Genomic DNA, 16,535 nt, shown 5'->3' on the forward strand with positions numbered 1-16,535 from the left:
AATTTATACAAGATTTTAGTTTGAAGAAAATGATTAACACAAAATTAACACAACCATCATAGAGTTTTATTATTCAATTTAAAAGGGAAGACATGAAAATAAAATATTCGATGATAGTAGCTTTAGCGATTGCTTCAAGTATACATGCAGCAGAAGATCTAGAAATGATCACTGTTGAATCATCAACGATAGCTGACAGATTTGAGTCAAAGAAAACAGAAGTTTCAAATATTTCAGAAATAAGTGGGGAAGAAGTGGATGCAGAACATGCTGTAAATATTCAACAAGTTCTACAATCTATTCCCGGTATCACTACTGAGGTTACTACAGGAGACTCTTTAAAGATTCATTTAAGAGGTGTAGAAAACCAAATGTATATGGGGGAAAAACCCGGAGTTGCAGTTGTCATTGATGGGGTACCTGTATTTGAAAGAACTGGGAGAGTAAATATTGACCTTGACAATATAGAAAGTATTAAGGTGCTCAAAGGTGGGGCTTCATATTTGTTCGGTGATGATGCATTATCTGGTGCCGTGATTATTACAACAAAAAGAGGTGCAAAATATAATAATAATTTTGCATCTGTTGAAAAAGGAAGTTTTGGGTTTCAAAAGTTATTGGCAAGAACTGGATATTCAAACGATGATTTAAGTTTTCATATTCAAGCCAGTGAAAGAAAAGCTGATGGATATCATGAGGATTCTGATTATAAGAGTAGGTATCTTAACGGTAAGTTTGAATATTATTTGGATGATACATCAGATATCACATTCGGTGCAGAACTATCTGATAGACAAAAAGATTCTCATGGTACTGTCGGAGGTGAAACAGAAGCAAGGACAAACCCAAAATCCATATATACTGGAGTTCAGGAAAGTAGAGACTATACAAGACAATATGATGTGCAGCTTTCAAAGTTCTTTGCAACCTATTCTAAAGATTTTGAGGATAATTCAAATTTTATGCTAAATGGGTATATCTATACAGACGATACTAAGTATATATCATCTCCTCAAACGAAAGATGACAACAATACAGCACAAGACTATTATGATGATAATGACTATGTTTATAACAATGATTATTCACAGATACAAAGAGGTATCAAAAGTGAATATAGAACATCAACTGAATCATATGCAACACTTTTAGGCTTGGATCTAAGAGCAAATGAATATAAAAATAAATCAACATACAGAGCGGCTCAGGCACTTGTAACATATGGACCATTTGGTGGTGTTGATCAAGGATATTTTCAACCTGGTGACTTTAAAAGTGATGACAGTACAGATGAAAATGTTTATGCAATATATGGTGAGTATAAGCGAGCTGTCAGTGAGAATTTCAGTGTGACTACGAATCTTAGGTATGATTGGATCAAATTGGATTATCATGATTATAAAGATAATAATTTTAAAGAAGATTTTAAAGTTTGGTCATACAGAATCGGAGCAAATTATCAACTAGATAAAGATTCTACCATCTATACCAATTTTTCTACAGGATTCAGAGCCCCAACTGTAGAACAACTCTATGCAGGAGACGTAAGTGCATGGGGTAGTACGATCAACAACCCTGATTTGGATCCAGAACAATCATTTAATTATGAGATAGGTTATAGAACTAGTCGAAACGGCATAAACTATGATATTTCCATTTTCCAACTTGATAGAAAAGATTTTATTATGAAAACCTCAGGTAATTATGGAGATACAGATACTGATGATATGTGGGATAATATCGGTGGTGCAAGACATAGAGGTTTAGAACTTGCAGTAAACGGTAATCTCAGAAAAGATCTCTATTTTAATTTGGCCTATACCTATTTAGATGCTACCTATACTGATTACGATAATTATGGTATGACACTTGGAGCAGATACATGGAATGCTCCAGCACCTGTTTATTATTATGACGTCACTGGAAACACTATTCCAAGAACTTCTAAACATCAATTGAATGTAATAACCAACTATCAAGCGACAGATGACTTAAAACTTACGGCAGAAGTGAATGCAAGATCCCATTACTATGCCGATGATTTAAACGCACTTGAGATCGAGGGACATGCGACCCTAAATTTAGGTGTTGACTATAAAGCCACCATAAACAAGTATGATCTGAATATGTTTGTAAGAGTAGATAATGTGTTCGATAAACAGTATTACAATTCAGCAAGATCAAGTAGTGACAGAAACGAAGATGGTGTATTTGATCATGAAGATCTATCTATTACAGTAAACCCAGGAAGGGTTATTAATGCTGGTTTAAGTATGAAGTTTTAAAGGAGAAGAGATAGATGGTAGAGTTCAAAGAAAACAGAGATAGAAATGATATATACGGCATGCCCGTATTAGGATTCTTGTTTAAAAATCAAGCATTCTTGATGGTGTTGAAGCTAGCAGTTCTTGCACTCTTTATCTATGGTGTCTATATGGGTTTTGCTGATCCTGGTAAGGAAAACATCTTTACCAGGCATCTCTTTTGGGGACTCTTCTGGTCCCTTTTTATAGTGGTGACGCTTACCACCTTTGGTAGAATTTTTTGTGGTATCTGTCCTCATGGATTCTTAGGGAAATATATCACGAAGTTCGGTCTTAAAAAAGATATGCCAAATTTTTTGAAAAATAGATTTATTGGTATTTTCATTCTCTTTTTTGGATGGTGGGGTGTCTATTATCTCGCACCTGGATTTTGGAAAGTACCACTTGCTACAGCTTGGCTTTTCACTGGTATTACATTGGTTGCTTTTGTGATGTATTATCTCTATAAAGATATGAGCTATTGTAAATATATCTGTCCCATCGGTACTTTGACAAAAGCCTATGCAAAAGTATCATTTACGGAGTTGGGTACGTATAAAGAGGATTGCAGCAGCTGTAAAACTTTGGATTGTGCAGTGGCTTGTCCTTACAACTTAAATCCATTCTCATTTGACAATAAAAATTCTATGGATGACTGTACACTTTGTATGGATTGTAGTAGTGCCTGTGATGCTGTGGCATTCAGGTTCATTAAACCTTCAAGAACATTGTTTGAAAAATTTAAATTCAACAAGGCAGAAGTATGGTCATTTATACTTATTACCGCTGCTATTTCACTTACGATGAGTTTTCACCATGGACTTAATCGTTCAGCTATTGCAGATGAATTTATCTGGTCAAAAACTGCAGTATTTTCTCAACAGTATATAGATTTTGGTACATGGGATGCCATCGGTCTATTTGCATTTATCTATGCGACCATATTGTCAATCAGTGTCGTATATATCGGTATGTTTGTTGCATCCAAGGTTTTGAAAGCATCTTTTGAAAAGACGTTCTATACTTTAGGTTATGCATTTGCTCCACTGTTCATTATTGGCGGATTGGCACACTTGATACATAGTTTTTTTACACATAATTATGCAGAGATAGCCAATGGTTTCATTTATGGATTTGGTTTGGAAGCCGGTCCGGTTGAAAACCTGGCTTCAAGAAGAGATGCCTGGTTACATATCTTTGATGTGATTCCTTATATCGCTGTACTATGGGGTTATCTGATCCTTGCAAAAAGAATGAAGTCTTTTAAAGCAACAAAGATGAAGAAGATCATAGCGTTTGTGTTTGCTTCTTCTCTTATCACGCTCTATCTGTCAACAAATCTATATAGTGCTTATGTGTTTAAAACATATGGTGCGGCAAAAAGTAGTCATCATGGAAGTCATGGGAATCATGGTGCAACAACACCTGCAAAATCAAAAACACCTGCAATGAAGTGTCAATCTGGTAAATGTGGCGCATCTATGAAGTAATGCCATTAGTATGATGTCCGTTGGACATCATACCTAAGGTGTTCACAAAAACTTTTATTATTCTACTCATTCAGAGCAAATCATCCTGTCAAAGTATGCAAAAAGAGTATTATAATTCTCGTATCATATCAAGTAGTAAAAGATTGACTTCATATAATAGGATAGAGAATAGTAGCACAGCTAAAAGCCAATAAAGAGACCTTTTTGATCTAACGATCTTCCAAAACCTCTTTGTCCCAACCTCTCTGACTGTAAATATAAAAAGTACCCATCCTCCTATACTTCCGGCCAATGCTAGTCCTGAAGCTCCAAGAGGATACATGAGGATCAGTGAAAATGTTACAGAAGTGATCAGAGAGTAGACAGCAATTTTGGCTGCCTTACGGTGTCTATGTGATGCATATAGAAAGAGAGAAAAAAGTTTTGCCAGTCCGAAAGGAAGCAGACCTACCATGTACATTTGAAGTACATTGACCGTTTCGAATGTTTGTACATTGGTAAATTTCCCTCTCTCAAAAAGCAGCCATACTATGGGTTCTGCAAGCAGTATACCACCGACCATCGCTCCACCCAATAAAAATGCAAGTAACCAAAAGGCCTGGTTGAGGTTTTTATATGCTTCTGTTTCATTGTTATTTTTAAGTGCTTTAGAGACAGAAGGAAAAAGTACCGTTGCTGTGGCGATGGCAATGATGGCAAGCGGAAGCTGGAAGACACGGTTGGCATAAAAGAGGTAGGAGACAGAGCCAGTCATGAGGAATGTTGCCAAAAGTGTATCTATGAAAGCAGAGATCTGGGGTGTGGAGTTCCCTAGAATACCAGGTAAAAAGAGAGATTGAAAATGCTTTTTCTCATCATCAACATCTTTGTTTTTTCTGTATTTCCACCCACCTATAAGGATTTTATGCAAGCTAAGCTTATGGAGTGTGACAAGGTGCGCCAGTATCTGAAGTCCTCCGCCGATGAGTACGGCAAAACTGAGTGCATACGCAACTGTTTTTGGATCTTCTTTCATATAGATGTAGAGTGCTGCAATCATCGAGATATTGAGCAGGGCTGTTGACATGGCTGTGGTGGCAAAATGGTCTTTGTATTGGAGCATAGTGGCTAAAAATGTCACGATGAAGATGAGGTCCAAATACCAAAAGTTGATGGCGGTCAAAGGTGCGGTTTTTGCTATCAGTTCTTTCTCCCATCCCAATGCCAAGAGTTTAGTGATAGGTTCGGGAAAGAACGTAATGAGTAGAGAAAAGGCCATTAAAAAGAGTAGAAAGCGTAAAAATATAGCAGTGGCAAAGACCCCTTTGTGCCTGCTCGCTACAAAAGAGGGCATAAACGCTTGTGTGAATGCCCCTTCAGCAAAGATACGGCGAAAAAGGTTGGGAAGTTTAAAGGCGACAAAAAACATATCACTCCACATGGAAGCACCGAGAGCTGAAGCCATCAGAACATCACGTCCTAGTCCAGTGATACGTGAAACTAGAATACCGAAGCTGTTGGTGAAGATGGATTTAAGTCGCATAAGTCTCTTTAATATTAAGTTGCAGGTATTTTAGCGTAATGTAGATTTGAATAAAAATATGTATCAAAATACATTTGCAGTGATACCTTATAAAGTGATCACTTTATAAGGTATGCATGGCAGATATTTTAGGAAGTGGTGGATAGATTGAGAGAGTGATGCTAGAAAATACTTTAGAACTTGAATTATAACGGTGCTCTGTCAATTCGGCTTAAAGTATCGTTCACTTGAAGAATTTTCGATCGTATACTCTCAACACCAAACGATGTGAGTCTGGCTTCATGCTTCTCAATATAACGTTTAGCATCGGCTTCATTATCGAAAAGATAAATCCCTCCGGCAATCTTTTGCTCTTTGGATTCTGTCCATATTTTCCAGACCAAACCAGGTTCATTGGCGATATCTTCAGCAAGTCCTTGCATCGCATTACTCATTTCTTCTTCAAAAGGCCCGTGATAGGGAAAATCTACTTGGACAAGAAAATTCATGTTATACTCTCCTTATAATGTGTATGTATATAATGTCAGATGAAGTATACACAATATTATAATTATTGTCAACTAGGTTTACAATGTCATTCTGTTTTAATGCTTTAAAATCAAGCACTCTTTTTAATCAAATCATTCTTGAAAGCCTTGAAAAAGAGGGTTTTTCGAACTTGAGTCCATCACTGCTTAGTATCTTTGCCCACTTGGCTGAAAGCGAGCCTACAAGTGTAAGCGCGTTAGCTAATCTTCTTAGTGTGAGCCGCCAGGCGATGCATAAAAGTATAAAGATATTAGAAGGTTCTAACTACATCACGCTTGAAAAACGCCCTACGAACCGTAAAGAAAAAATGGTTGTTCTGACGGATCGAGGAGAAGAACTCGTGCAGTGCGCATTAATGACTATTGCCAAGACTGAAGAGAAAATGGCAGACTTTCTTGGGACAGAAGCCTTCAAACTATTTATAGAGAATCAGGAAAGATTGACCCTTTTTTTAGAAAGTATTTCACATAGTGAACCATGATAAAGAAAAAAACTTCATTAGGTACATACCTCAGTGATCAAGTTTTTTACGCAGGTACTTTTAAGATAAATATTTAAAATGACTTGATATTTGTTACTAATTAGTAATATAATGCTGGTAGAGGTGTTAAGATGAAGATAAAAAATACAACCAGTTACGGAAAGAATGCTGATAGATCCATGCAAACTTGGATACAGTTATTCAGAGTATATAATAAAATAAGAGCAAAAGAAATTGCCTATATTACATCATTTGGTATAACCATGAACCAATTTGAAGTACTAGAAGTGCTTTACCATAGAGGTGATCTTAATGTTGGTACAATTACAAAACTAATTATGAGTACACCTGGAAACGTAACCGTTGTAGTCCGAAACTTAAAAAGAGATGGTTATATAACTTCTTTACCGGATCCAAGTGATAAAAGGGCCTCTATTTTATCAATAACGGAAAAGGGAAAAGAGCTTATAGAAAAGTTGTTTCCAACACATGCAAAGAATTTTGAAGGCTACTTTGAAGCTTTAAGTGAAGAGGAGACCAACACACTATTTACACTTTTAAGAAAATTACACAAGTCAGTGTAGCTTTTTTTTGTGCAAATATTACTAATTAGTAACAAAAGGGACAAAAATGAAATTATTCAAACTAGGACTTACATCGATTTTAGCAGGAGGTGCATTAGTTGCAGGAACCTATAATGTTGATACAGCACATTCACATATTGGGTTTAAGGTCAGACATATGATGATCTCCAATGTCAATGGAAAATTTAATACATTTAACGGGACATTTGAATATGACGAAGAGACAAAAACATTAAGAAGTTTAAACGGAACTGTAGAGGTGAAGTCTATCAATACAGAGAATGCAAAAAGAGATGAGCATTTGAGAACATCAGACTTTTTTGCAGCAGCAGAATATCCTCAGATGACATTCATACTTGAGAAAGTTAAAGGTGAGACGGCTTACGGTAAACTCACGATGAGAGGTGTAACAAAAGATGTGGCATTTGAATTTGAAAATAATGGTCTAGTTAAAGACCCGTGGGGCAACATAAGAGTTGGACTAGCGCTTAGTGGAAAAATCAACAGGTTTGACTATGGAATTAAATATAATGAGATACTTGAGGCAGGAGGTGTTGCAGTAGGTGAAACTGTGAAGATCAATGTGGAATTAGAAGGGATTTTAATTCGACCGTAAAGAAGAAGAAAATGACAAGAAAAGATTTTTTAAAGCTACTCGCTTTAACATTAGGAGGTTTAACCATGCCACTTGCTGCAAAAGAAACAAAAAGAGCTCCTGCTTTTTTTGTGGGTCATGGTAACCCCATGAATGCTCTAGGCAATAATGCTTTTACAAAATCACTGAGAACTTTAGGTGAATCGATCGAAAAACCCAAAGCTATTTTAGTTATCTCAGCACACTGGAGTACACCGTATAATGCCATTAATATCCATCAGAGTGATGAACTTATGTATGACATGTATGGATTTCCCGATGCCCTGTATAAAGTAGCATATCCTGCGCCAAATGCTGATTTTTTGGTCTCTGACTTGCAAAAACTATTTCCACATCTACAAGTGAAAAATAGAAATCTCGACCATGGGGTATGGAGTGTTTTAGTGCACCTGTTCCCAGATGCAGATATTCCCGTGATGCAATTATCGATCAACCATACATTGTCCATGCAAGCACATTTTGAAATGGGTCGAAGGATTAGAACATTGCGTGAGCACGGTGTGATGATAATCGGCAGCGGAAATGTTACACACAATCTGCTGGATATCCAAGCACAACAAGATGCGCCAGCCGTTCCTTGGGCAAAAGAGTTTGATGATTTTGTAAAAAATGCCATAGAGAAACAAGACTATAATGCATTGATACACTTTAAAGATAGGCAACGTTATGCAGAGCATGCACATCCGACAACAGAGCATTATATCCCCTTACTTTATATCGCAGGTAGTGCTTATAAGGATGACAAAAGTATATTTGTTTATGAAGATATGGAACATGGAACACTAAGTATGCGGAGCTGGCTGCTTACATAAGCTCTTGAGGAACAGGACAGTGAAAACATGTCAATTTGACATTTTTTTGCCGCTGACATAAAACTCTTGATATACTTTGACAATTAAATCAAAAAGGGCAGATATGATAGTAGGCATAGAAGGTACCATAGAACGAAAAGATCCCACTTTTGTACACCTGAATGTAAACGGATTGATCTATGAAGTGTTGGTTTCTATCAACACTTCAAACAGTATACAAGAGAAGAAAGTCAAACTTTTTGTCACACAGGTCATACGAGAGGATGCCAATCTTCTTTTTGGCTTTATGGATACGAATGAAAAGAAAATGTTTGACACCGTACTGAAAATAAACGGTGTAGGACCCAAAGTAGGACTTGCGATCTGTTCTACCTTCACTCCTGAAACCTTTGCCAAAGTCGTAGCCTCTAAAGATGTCAGTATGCTCAAGCGGGTGCCCGGTATAGGACCTAAGGCTGCAAGCCGCATCTTGGTCGAACTGGCTGATTTCATTGTTGATGGAAATGAAGAGAGTGCCAACTCAGGTGCCATTGGCGAAGCAACGATGGCCCTTGAGAGTCTAGGATTTAAAAAAGATGTGATTCAAAAAGCACTTTTAGGGGCTACAGGGGATACAAGTACCCTGGTTAAAGAGGGATTGAAAAAGTTACAGAGATTATAAACATGTCTTTATGCTTTTTTAAAGATCAACTCTTTGACATTTTGTCCTATTTCTTCTGCGACGACAGAACATTTGACGACAAAAAGATAATAGATGGGACGTGTGGCCACATGATAGAGACTTTCAAAGTTACCCATACCTTTTGCCAACACTATATCTGCACGATCAAAGATCTCTCTTGAAGCACTGTTTGCTTCTTCAAGATCATAGCCCGGTGTTTTCACACCTGCATCGACGATGTGGGCACAATCTTTGAGCAATTGTCCCTCTTTAATCGTGACATCATTGATGATGGGGGTGCCTCTGACAAAATAGTGGACAGTGATATCATACTCTTTTTTAATGGTCTCTATCAGTAGCTTATCAAAAATATGTTCTCCGACATTATCGCCGATGAGCACCATCTCTTTGGCATGCTGTAACTCTTCCATGAATTCTAAAGTATGATCGATAGCAAATGTTCTATGTAAATGATATTGGATCATTTGGTTCAGATCAAACTGTTTCTGTGATCCAAAATCAATCACATTCCCTATGACAGCCATTTTAAGTACATCGGGAATCGTGTGTATGCGAGAGGTATCTATTTTTAATGCTTCTTTTGTAGCCTGTTCTTTTGCAAGGGCTACAGGATCTTTTTCTCCTGTGACATCAGAGATAGCCTGATAAATATCCTTTGCGATCTGTGGAGGGGTACTTGACATAGTATGCTCGATTAAAACCTGTGCAGTTTTGTCGAACACTTCTTTACTGGTGGCATCATCAAGCTTCAAAAGTTTGGTCACTCTGAGAGCTTGATCAAACAAACAGGATAGGCAATCAGGTTTGATATTCACTTTTGATGTCCCTTCATACTATATTTTGCTATTGTAACATGAAATATGTTTTGCTTTATCCTATGAGTCACAGTTCATCTAGAACTAGTGGAGATTTTCATGCCATCGGTTAAGATGATGTGCATATAAATAACTTGCACTCTGATAATAGGTGATCGTATCCAATTCATCTTTTGATGAAATAGTATCAATCTTTTGGTATTTTACATCTCTAAGACCCTGATCAAGAATATGGTATTGATGAATGCTCTTATCTGGTTCGAGAACAAAAAGATCTTTATTCTTCACAAGACCCAATCTTTGATAATTACCGATAAATGCTCTTTCCTGAAACTTTGGATCCAAGATATTATTACCATAGAATTCACTCTCGTAGTTCCAGTTCATCATTGCAAAAAGTGTAGGCATCGTATCGATCTGTGAGGAGAGTTTACTTATGACCCTTGGTTGGATGATATCTGGGGCATAAACGATCAGAGGGATTTTGTATCTCCAAAGCGGAAGTGCATTTTTCCCTGCACTTCCGCCATTATGGTCCGCAACGATGACAAAGATCGTATTTTTGAACCATGGTTTGGATTTTGCTTTTTTCAAGAAATTATGAATGGCATAATCCGTATATTTGACACCACCCGCTCTTCCAGTATGTGAAGGTATATCTATCTTTCCGTTCGGATAGGTATAAGGCCTATGGTTTGAAGTGGTCATGATAAAGTTAAAGAATGGTTTATTTGCTTGATAGGATTTATCGGACTCTTTCATGGCTTTAGCAAAGAGATCCTCATCACACACGCCCCAAACATTGGCAAAACTGATCTCATCTTCTTTAAAATCCATCCTATCGATCACATTAAATCCGTTATGGGAGAAGAAGTCGTTCATATTGTCAAAATACCCATGCCCTGCATAGATAAATTTATTGTCATATCCTTTTTCTTTAAAGACAAATCCTGTTGAGAACATATCATGATTGTCAGGTCGTTTTACAATACTCCTCCCCGGCGTAGGTGGGATAGAAAGGGTAACAGCTTCCATACCTCTTACGGTTCGTGTTCCTGTGGCATAGAGATTATTGAAAAAGAGTGATTTTTGCGCTAATTTGTCTAGATGAGGTGTGAGATTTCGGTCGTCACCAAAAGCACCCATATATTCAGCACTGAGACTCTCTACCATCACTAACATCACATTATATTTGAGTTCAGTATTATCTCTACCATGTACCATTTTGAGATGTTTGTCATTAAAGTGTTCCAAAGTGTCCAGATCTTTCATGACGACATCGGTATCTTTGGTTTTGTAAAACGCTTCATAGTTCAAAGTATTGTTTCTAAAAGCAGAAAAGAGTGAGTAAAATCCATTTTTTGCCAGTTCATTGTTGTATTGGTTGTTGGATATATTTGAGAGATTTTGTGCTTCCAAAATAATAAAGAAGAGTATAGGAAGGATTAGAAACAGTGTACCTATCTTGAATCGCTGAAGTAAGGTCTGATGCCCGCCAAAGGTTTTCGTGATAAACGTACTTTTTTTAAGGATAAAGAAAAATACGACAGTGTTGATCACCAAAATAACCGTTACCAGGAGCGGTATAGGGTATGATTCTAGGATATTGTGTATCACTTCATGGGTATAGACCAGATAATCAACAGCGATAAAGTTAAATCTCTTCCCAAACTCTTCCCAGAAAAACCACTCCGAGACAGCATTGAAGATCAACAGATACATCGCTGCAAAAAAGAATGTCAGGAAAAGAAGTTTATGTATTTTCATGTTGAAGAGCTTATTTGGGATGACCATAAGATAGATCACCAACGGGATACTATAATAAAAGGAGGCCACAAGGTCATAAAATAATCCCACTCCATAGAGTTTAAGCAGAGAGATGAATCCTATATCGACTTCAGGGAAGTCTGTCAAAAGTAAAATAGTTCTGGTAATAAAACTGATTGTAACAAATATTCCGATCATTAACAGCAGGAATGAAAAGCGATTTTGCTTTGTATTGGAAATGGACATCTATAACCTTTAGATATTTAGATGAAATATCGTAACTTGGAATGGTTAACAAATGACGAATAAGAAACAATGTGAGATGATTTTTTGCTTTTACAGTAAATTTTTATCGATTCCCGGAAGTTTCATTCATATTTTTTGATACTGCAGTACAAAAATATGAATGAATGTTTTCTAATGCACTGTTCCGCAAAAGTTTGCATCACAGCCATTGACAGCACCGGAAAATTTGGAGTTGTCGATAAAGAATTTCAGAAGACGTTTTTTACGCTTCTGGAAAAGTGAATTTTTTAGATTGGTGAGTGCTTCTGGTTTGTTTTTATGTATTTTTTCAAGTTTACCAGGTGTCTCAAAATAGAAATCCCAATCATCTTCATCTATCTGTTTTGCCATATAAAATGGTGTACCATGACAGGAGGTACAGAGTTTTTGTACAGTTCGGAATGCCTTTGTATCATACTTTTCTGCAGCAAAAGAGAGAGATGCAATAGAAGCAATGAGAAGTGGTAGAACAATGATTTTTTTCATAAAAAGACCTTTTTATGCGTATTGTAATATCTGTCTGTGTACTGTCTGTGTAGTCGTGAGTATATATATGGTACGAATAGGATATAATACGCTCCATGGATCATCATATAATCATTATAGGGGGAGGCGCAAGTGCACTGATGCTTGCATCTCTACTGCCTAAAAATACGGCTACTATCATAGAGTCTAACCCAAAGCCTGGTGCAAAGATACTCGTTTCCGGGGGAGGTAAATGTAATATTACCAATAGTCGTATGGGAACAGAGTATTTTCTTGGTGATACAAACTTTGTACAAGAACCCTTAAAAAAATTTAATGAAAAAGCACTTTTACGATGGCTTGAGAGACAAAATCTCCATCCTGTACTGAGAAAAGAGACACAGTACTTTTGTAAAGACTCAGCGAAAGAGTTGCTGGACATTTTTCTAAAAGAGAGTAAAAAACAGACACTCTGTACCTCTGAAGAGGTTTTGGAAGTCACAAAGCGTGATGAGATCTTCTATGTCAAGACAAACAAAAGAACACATACCGCCAAAGCTGTAGTCGTCGCTTCGGGCGGATTGAGTTACCCTAAGATCGGTGCGAGCAGTATAGGGTACAAGATAGCAAAATCATTCGGACATACTGTTGTAAAAACAGCACCTGCTTTGGTAGGATTTACTGTACAAAAAGAGCAGTTCTTTTTTAAAGAACTGTCAGGCGTTTCGACAGATGTGAAGATACTCGTAGGAGATCATGTGTGTGAAGGTGCTTTACTTTTTGCACACAAGGGGGTGAGCGGTCCTGCTGTTCTGGATGCCTCTTTGTACTGGGAGAAAGGGAAGATCGAGATCGATTTTTTACCTCACTTTTCCTGGAAAAATGTACAGGGAAGTAAAAAACAGATCTCTTCACTTTTGCCTATGCCAAAGCGTGTTACCAAGGCCTTTTTGCTACAATTCCAGCTCGAAGACAAACCTTTCCATCAATGTACAAAAGAAGAACAGGAAACACTTCAGACGTTGAGTCATTACAGTTTTGCGCCTGCAGGAACTTTTGGTTATGCAAAAGCGGAGGTTACGAAGGGCGGTGTGGAGACATCTGAAGTAGACAGTAGTACCATGATGAGTAAAAAAGAGGAGGGGCTTTACTTCATAGGTGAAGTCCTGGATGTGACAGGCAGACTTGGAGGGTACAATTTTCAGTGGGCATTTTCAAGTGCTTATAGTTGTGCCAAACATTTATCAAGAACATTTTCGTAAACGACAATGTTGTGAAGCAAGGAATCCATAAGAGAAGTTTTAGAGTGATAATAGGATTAACACAAATTTAACACGATTATTGCATATTATTTTTTGAATTTAAATGTTAGGGGATTTAGAATGAAAAAAATGTTGATGTTGATACTTTCGGGAGTATCAGCGCTTGTATTGAGTGGATGTGGTGTGGAAACACCTGATGCAGAGGGGTGGAAGCCTTCTCAAAAAGAAGAGTTTTTAACGATATTGGAAACCGATAAATATGCTTCCATATGTAATCAGCAAGCACTCTATGAGAAAGTGAAAGAGAGTGAAAACTCCAAACTGATGTCAAAGTTACTTGTATCGTATGCTAAGAATCTTGCCAATGGTTGTATAGACTTGGAAAGTTTCAATGCATCTCAGGAGAAAAGGGTAGAGCAGGAGATCGCAACCTACTATGAAACATATTTGCAGGAAGTCAAAGCATCGGACATCATGAGAAAGCTTAAAGCTGGACAGAGCACAGAAGAGATATTAAAACCTTATGTACCTGAGTATGCGCAATTTTTTGATCTTCAAAAAAGATATAAGCTTTTAGGGGGTGACAAAAACACTTCAAAAAAGACACTTCGTAAAATTCGTCTCAATATAGAAAGATTGAAACTGATGAAGCCAGGTCTTGGAGACAATTATGCTTTGGTCAATATCCCTGAATATACAGTTCGTGTGATCGATGCCAACGGTACAGCTGTGTCAATGGCGGTTGTAGTAGGTCAAAGAAAAATGCAAACACCTGTCTTTTCTGCAGATCTCTCTTATGTAACGCTTAATCCTCAGTGGGGTGTCCCAGACAGTATCGCCAGAAACGAAGTGATCCCAAAACTTTTAAAAGATCCAAACTATTTGGCAAACCACAATATGGTCATACGTAAATCTTATGATCTGAATACACCGGAAATAAGTCAGGATTCTGTAGATTGGGAAGCCTATCTGATCGAGGAAGAAGATAAAAAAGAGATGACCTATAAGTTTATAGAAGTCCCCTCAAAGAAAAACGGTTTAGGACGTGTCAAGTTCATCTTTCCGAACAAGCATTCTGTCTATATGCATGATACACAGGCAAAAAGCCTCTTTAAGCGTAAAGTACGTACCTACAGTCATGGATGTGTAAGACTCGAGAAACCTATAGCGATGTTGGAACATATCTCAAAAAATTATACCAACAAGAGTAATGAAGAGGTAAAAGAGTGGTATGACTCTTTGGAAACGCACCATATGGGACTTAGTAAGAAATTACCTGTACATACAGCTTATTTGACGACATATGTGGATGAATGTGGAGAGCTGTTGGTATTTAACGATATTTATGGTTTTGACAAGACACAAAGACTTAACTTCTAAAAATAAGATGATGAGAAGATATGGCTGATTTTAGCTGATATCCCATTTCATCTCTTTTCTCTTTTTTATACTTTACCTCTTTCAACGTAACATATTTTGACAGAGGAAGTACGACTGCTTGACAATACAAAACTTCCATCCCATATAAAAATAGAAGAAAACATAGATCATAGATGAACGGAATGAAGAACATTTTGATGGATTAAAATTTATCATACTTTATTTGTATTTTTTATTTTAATAATTTAAGTTTTTGTGATACAATCTAGAAATGGGCTAGAGGTGTGATGAGATATGACTCTAGATTCGTATCTTGATCATAGTAATACTGTATGCTGATCATTGACAATGGTGAGCTATATAATTCTAGGAGAAGTAGTAATGGAAAAAGTATATAAAGATAAACTGGAAGACATTGTAGCACTTCTGAATGATCCGGATGAAACTGTACTGATAAAAGAAGTGAAAGAGAAACTAGAAAACCTTCTGTCACTTGTGAATAATCCAGAAAAAACTGAAATAGAAAAACAAGAAAATAACAAGAAACTGGAAAAAGTTATAGAACTCGTGCATAATGCAATGGCCAATCCAGACATTGAGCTTGAATATTGTATACCTGAAGTAGCAACAACATCAGAGACGTGTGATGTTTCTGGAGATCCTTATATAGAGATGAAATATGCGGCTGGTGGGACACATGTAATGAAACAAAAACTACCTCTTAAACAGCACTATTTAAATAAGACACCAGAAGATATATCAAATCTTGTTACTTTCTATATCGAGCAGTTTATTGAAGAGATTGATTCTGTTGAGAACGGTGCACAGTAGAAAGTGCGCTACAGAGTACAGACTATAGATATCTATAGTCTATCTCTTTAATAAGTACAGGTTTAATAATAAGACTTCTAAAGATACTCCCCCCCGCTTTAGATTAAAATCATTCAATTCAAAATGTACAATGAAACATGGTATTTCAAAGAGATACACTATAAAGAACTGACACTTATCTATCCTTTTCAGTATGAAAATATTAAGGTGCATTTAACATGAATAAAATTAGAATCTACAAAATATCAAAATTCATACTAAAGAGGATTATTATGCGTATTTCAAAACTTTTCTTGTCTGTTATCTTAAGCATCTTACTGCTGACTCAAACATCATGGGCACAGATGGCTTCCACAGAAGCACTTTTTGAGCACCCGGTAACACTGTCTCCAAAAGAGAAGGTCATGCAGTTTACTGCACGTGACGATGTAGCCAAAATATTGGAACAGATGGATGTTGATCCGAAAATGATCGAAACAAGAGTTGCATCTATGACGGATGAAGAGGCATCACAGATCGCTCAAAAGATCGACACAATGCCGGCTGGAAGTAGTGCGGTGGGCTCTTTGATCGGTGCGGTTGTTTTTGTTTTTGTACTTTTGGTGATCACTGATATTCTAGGATTGACAAAAGTGTTTGACTTTACCCGTTCTGTCCGTTAAAGTGGGATTGA

The 16,535-nt window shown here is 37.0% G+C and carries 16 protein-coding genes; 11 read left to right on the forward strand and 5 right to left on the reverse strand.

All coding sequences use genetic code 11. The features are described 5' to 3' along the window. The first annotated feature begins 92 nt into the window (after window positions 1-92). On the forward strand, window positions 93-2,285 hold the full coding sequence (locus SULAR_RS00505) for a TonB-dependent receptor (protein WP_008241837.1): 2,193 nt from the start codon (window positions 93-95) through the stop codon (window positions 2,283-2,285). 14 nt (window positions 2,286-2,299) lie between these two features. Beyond that, a complete protein-coding gene (locus SULAR_RS00510; protein ID WP_008241838.1) occupies window positions 2,300-3,793 on the forward strand; it encodes a 4Fe-4S binding protein in 1,494 nt (497 codons plus the stop codon). 109 nt (window positions 3,794-3,902) lie between these two features. Here SULAR_RS00510 and murJ read toward each other — a convergent pair whose 3' ends face one another. Beyond that, window positions 3,903-5,315, reverse strand: coding sequence for a murein biosynthesis integral membrane protein MurJ (gene murJ / locus SULAR_RS00515; protein ID WP_008241839.1), 1,413 nt, complete (start codon window positions 5,313-5,315; stop codon window positions 3,903-3,905). A 185-nt stretch (window positions 5,316-5,500) separates the two neighbouring features. Then, a complete protein-coding gene (locus SULAR_RS00520; RefSeq protein ID WP_008241842.1) occupies window positions 5,501-5,803 on the reverse strand; it encodes a monooxygenase in 303 nt (100 codons plus the stop codon). An 83-nt stretch (window positions 5,804-5,886) separates the two neighbouring features. Here SULAR_RS00520 and SULAR_RS00525 point away from each other — a divergent pair, with 83 nt between their 5' ends. From SULAR_RS00525 to ruvA, 5 genes are all read left to right on the forward strand, one after another. Next, window positions 5,887-6,324, forward strand: a complete 438-nt coding sequence (locus tag SULAR_RS00525; protein ID WP_008241843.1) for a MarR family winged helix-turn-helix transcriptional regulator — start codon at window positions 5,887-5,889, stop codon at window positions 6,322-6,324. A 131-nt stretch (window positions 6,325-6,455) separates the two neighbouring features. Continuing rightward, window positions 6,456-6,908 carry a MarR family winged helix-turn-helix transcriptional regulator gene (locus SULAR_RS00530; protein WP_008241846.1) on the forward strand — a complete coding sequence of 151 codons (453 nt, stop codon included), beginning with the start codon at window positions 6,456-6,458 and terminating at the stop codon, window positions 6,906-6,908. A 46-nt stretch (window positions 6,909-6,954) separates the two neighbouring features. Further along, a complete protein-coding gene (locus tag SULAR_RS00535; protein WP_008241848.1) occupies window positions 6,955-7,524 on the forward strand; it encodes a YceI family protein in 570 nt (189 codons plus the stop codon). A gap of 11 nt (window positions 7,525-7,535) precedes the next feature. Then, the gene (ygiD, locus tag SULAR_RS00540; RefSeq protein ID WP_008241851.1) at window positions 7,536-8,375 is read left to right on the forward strand and encodes a 4,5-DOPA dioxygenase extradiol; all 840 of its coding nucleotides are present in this window, start codon (window positions 7,536-7,538) and stop codon (window positions 8,373-8,375) included. Between the two features lie 103 nt (window positions 8,376-8,478). Beyond that, a complete protein-coding gene (gene ruvA, locus SULAR_RS00545; protein WP_008241853.1) occupies window positions 8,479-9,036 on the forward strand; it encodes a Holliday junction branch migration protein RuvA in 558 nt (185 codons plus the stop codon). A gap of 8 nt (window positions 9,037-9,044) precedes the next feature. Here ruvA and SULAR_RS00550 read toward each other — a convergent pair whose 3' ends face one another. The 3 genes from SULAR_RS00550 to SULAR_RS00560 all read right to left on the reverse strand — a co-directional run bounded on the left by SULAR_RS00550 (window position 9,045) and on the right by SULAR_RS00560 (window position 12,410). Next, window positions 9,045-9,872, reverse strand: coding sequence for a DUF89 domain-containing protein (locus SULAR_RS00550; protein WP_008241854.1), 828 nt, complete (start codon window positions 9,870-9,872; stop codon window positions 9,045-9,047). A gap of 84 nt (window positions 9,873-9,956) precedes the next feature. After that, window positions 9,957-11,885 carry an LTA synthase family protein gene (locus tag SULAR_RS00555; RefSeq protein WP_008241857.1) on the reverse strand — a complete coding sequence of 643 codons (1,929 nt, stop codon included), beginning with the start codon at window positions 11,883-11,885 and terminating at the stop codon, window positions 9,957-9,959. Between the two features lie 171 nt (window positions 11,886-12,056). After that, a complete protein-coding gene (locus SULAR_RS00560; protein WP_008241860.1) occupies window positions 12,057-12,410 on the reverse strand; it encodes a hypothetical protein in 354 nt (117 codons plus the stop codon). Between the two features lie 95 nt (window positions 12,411-12,505). On the opposite strand from SULAR_RS00560, the gene SULAR_RS00565 reads away from it, so the two are divergent. The 4 genes from SULAR_RS00565 (at window position 12,506) to SULAR_RS00580 (ending at window position 16,524) form a co-directional block, all read left to right on the forward strand. Further along, window positions 12,506-13,651 (forward strand): aminoacetone oxidase family FAD-binding enzyme, encoded by a 1,146-nt coding sequence (locus tag SULAR_RS00565; RefSeq protein ID WP_008241863.1) that lies wholly within the window; start codon window positions 12,506-12,508, stop codon window positions 13,649-13,651. A 120-nt stretch (window positions 13,652-13,771) separates the two neighbouring features. After that, window positions 13,772-15,031 (forward strand): L,D-transpeptidase family protein, encoded by a 1,260-nt coding sequence (locus SULAR_RS00570; RefSeq protein ID WP_008241865.1) that lies wholly within the window; start codon window positions 13,772-13,774, stop codon window positions 15,029-15,031. A gap of 381 nt (window positions 15,032-15,412) precedes the next feature. Continuing rightward, window positions 15,413-15,862 (forward strand): hypothetical protein, encoded by a 450-nt coding sequence (locus tag SULAR_RS00575; protein WP_008241867.1) that lies wholly within the window; start codon window positions 15,413-15,415, stop codon window positions 15,860-15,862. A 272-nt stretch (window positions 15,863-16,134) separates the two neighbouring features. Beyond that, window positions 16,135-16,524, forward strand: a complete 390-nt coding sequence (locus SULAR_RS00580; RefSeq protein ID WP_008241871.1) for a PA2779 family protein — start codon at window positions 16,135-16,137, stop codon at window positions 16,522-16,524. Window positions 16,525-16,535: the final 11 nt, after the last annotated feature.

Source organism: Sulfurovum sp. AR (genome assembly GCF_000296775.1).
In the GTDB taxonomy this organism is placed as follows: domain Bacteria; phylum Campylobacterota; class Campylobacteria; order Campylobacterales; family Sulfurovaceae; genus Sulfurovum; species Sulfurovum xiamenensis.